This is a genomic window from Bacteroidota bacterium, from assembly GCA_034723125.1.
Taxonomy (GTDB): Bacteria; Bacteroidota; Bacteroidia; order CAILMK01; family JAAYUY01; genus JAYEOP01.
In genome coordinates this window covers 1-2,004 of record JAYEOP010000459.1, presented here as the reverse complement: position 1 = coordinate 2,004, position 2,004 = coordinate 1, and the positions used below count along the sequence as shown (strand labels likewise).

The following is a 2,004-nucleotide window of genomic DNA, read 5'->3' as shown; positions in this document are numbered from 1 at the left end:
AAGAGAAGGATATTTTTTAATTAATCGTTTAGCTTCTCTTTTAAAAGTATCAGTAGTATCTACTTTATAAGTCATTTAGAAAATCTTTTAAAGGAGTAGTTTTCATTTTACCTTGTTCAATAAGTTGTATTTCATTAAGCCCCTGTTTGATACTTGCAAATATTTCTTCTTTAGTAGATTCAGTATTATCCACCTCATTATCAAGTCCTTTGTATTTTCTTATAAGTAGCCTCCAGTCTTTTAACGGGATAAAAATTCCAGCAGGTTTACCTGTATTATCAGAAATGTATTGTAAATTCATAATTATTATTTTTTGTATTCATATCCAATACGATATATATTTATTCAATAATTTGATATTACAAATTTACGAAAAAAAATAGAACCGATTGAATTTTTAAAAAATAATTATTTTATAGAAATTGTTTGAACTTGTAAAAATTATACCAATTTAATTTCAAAACGCCTGATAAATAAATTAAATTATATTTTTCTTTTTTTAGGCAAAAATTCTTTGCATAGCTATAGCTACGGAAATAATTTTTAACGACAAAAAAGGGAAATAGAAATGATTTATATCGGGTGTTTTGATGTTAATTTGGTATTAGTGCAATTTTGGTGAATTTATGGACTTGATTTATTGCTTAGGACTTGTCAAAAAAATACCCACAGGCTAGTCGTAGATTGTATCTACGACCAAATATCAAATAACAGAAAGCAGGCATAGTAAACTGTGAGCCTGTTTTTTTATGAGCTAATATTATCCTAAAAGAAGGTTTCATAATTTTTCACCCACACAAATCAACATAGAAGCAAATATTTATTAGACTTTAATTTTATTCTTTGCTTTAAAATTTACAAGGAAAACTCCGAATAGAGTAAGAAATATCCAGATTAAAAAATATAATTCAAAAGATTCACCATCAAAAATACCCCAAAAGAGTGCTACAATTGGAATTAAATAAGTAACGGATGAAGCAAAAACACTGCTTGTCATTTGTATTAATTTATTAAATGCAATTAAAGCTAAGGTTGTTCCCACAACTGCGAGAATAGTTATATAACCAAGAGCTTGCAGGGAGTTCTGCTCTGTTGTGAATGTTTCAAAAAAACCAGAAAAAGCAAATAAATAAATCGATGCAGGAAGTGTAATTGTTAAAAGAGCATAAACGGTAATTTTTACAGGGTTGAGTTCCATTAGATGTGTTTTTACAATGTTAGCACTAATTGCATAGCAGATAGTTGCAATAATTACATAGACTGAAAATTTAAAATTGAGTTCAAAATTTCCATCACTGCTAACATAAATTAATCCTATGGCACCAACTAATCCTATAAAAACACCTGCAACATTAAACCATTTAGTTTTTAAACTAAAAAAGTAAACACCAACAACTAAGGTAAAAAGGGCAGTAAGGGAATTTAAAATACCTGCAAGAGAGCTGTCAATTCCTGTTTGTGCTTTGGTGAACAAAAATGCCGGAAAGCCGTTACCAAGTAATCCTACCCAAAATAAATACTTCCACTGTTTTAAACTTACTTTTTTTATCCCTTTAATTGCAAATGGAATGGCAGTAATAAATGCTAAAAAAATACGTAGTGAGCCAACTTGTGAAAAGGAATAAACCTCAAGAGCACGTTTCATTAAAATAAAAGAACTACCCCAAGTTAGCATCAAAACAAAAAGGATAGCCCATGAGAATAGTTTTTTATTAATTTCAGTCTTCATAATTTTCTGTCGGCAAAAGTAATAATTTAATTTTATTCTAAACCGCCAAAGAACGTTGGAATAAAACGGACTTTCATTAGCGTATTCGTGGCTTTCTTTTTTTGCCACTAATTCACGAATAATAAATTAGTGTATTCGTGGCTTTCTTTTTTTTTTGCCACTAATTCACGAATAATAAATTAGTGTATTCGTGGCTTTCATTTTTTTGCCACTAATTCACGAATAATTCATTAGCGTATTCGTGGCTTTCATTTTTTTGCCACTAATTCACGAAT

General features: G+C 29.1%; 2 protein-coding genes. Both read right to left on the bottom strand.

All coding sequences use genetic code 11. From position 1 onward, the window contains the following. Nucleotides 1–64 precede the first annotated feature (64 nt). Nucleotides 65–301, bottom strand: a complete 237-nt coding sequence (locus U9R42_11990) for a hypothetical protein (protein ID MEA3496743.1) — start codon at nucleotides 299–301, stop codon at nucleotides 65–67. Nucleotides 302–823: 522 nt separating this feature from the next. Further along, entirely contained in the window at nucleotides 824–1,729 is a 906-nt protein-coding gene (locus tag U9R42_11985) for a DMT family transporter (GenBank protein MEA3496742.1), read from the bottom strand. Nucleotides 1,730–2,004: the final 275 nt, after the last annotated feature.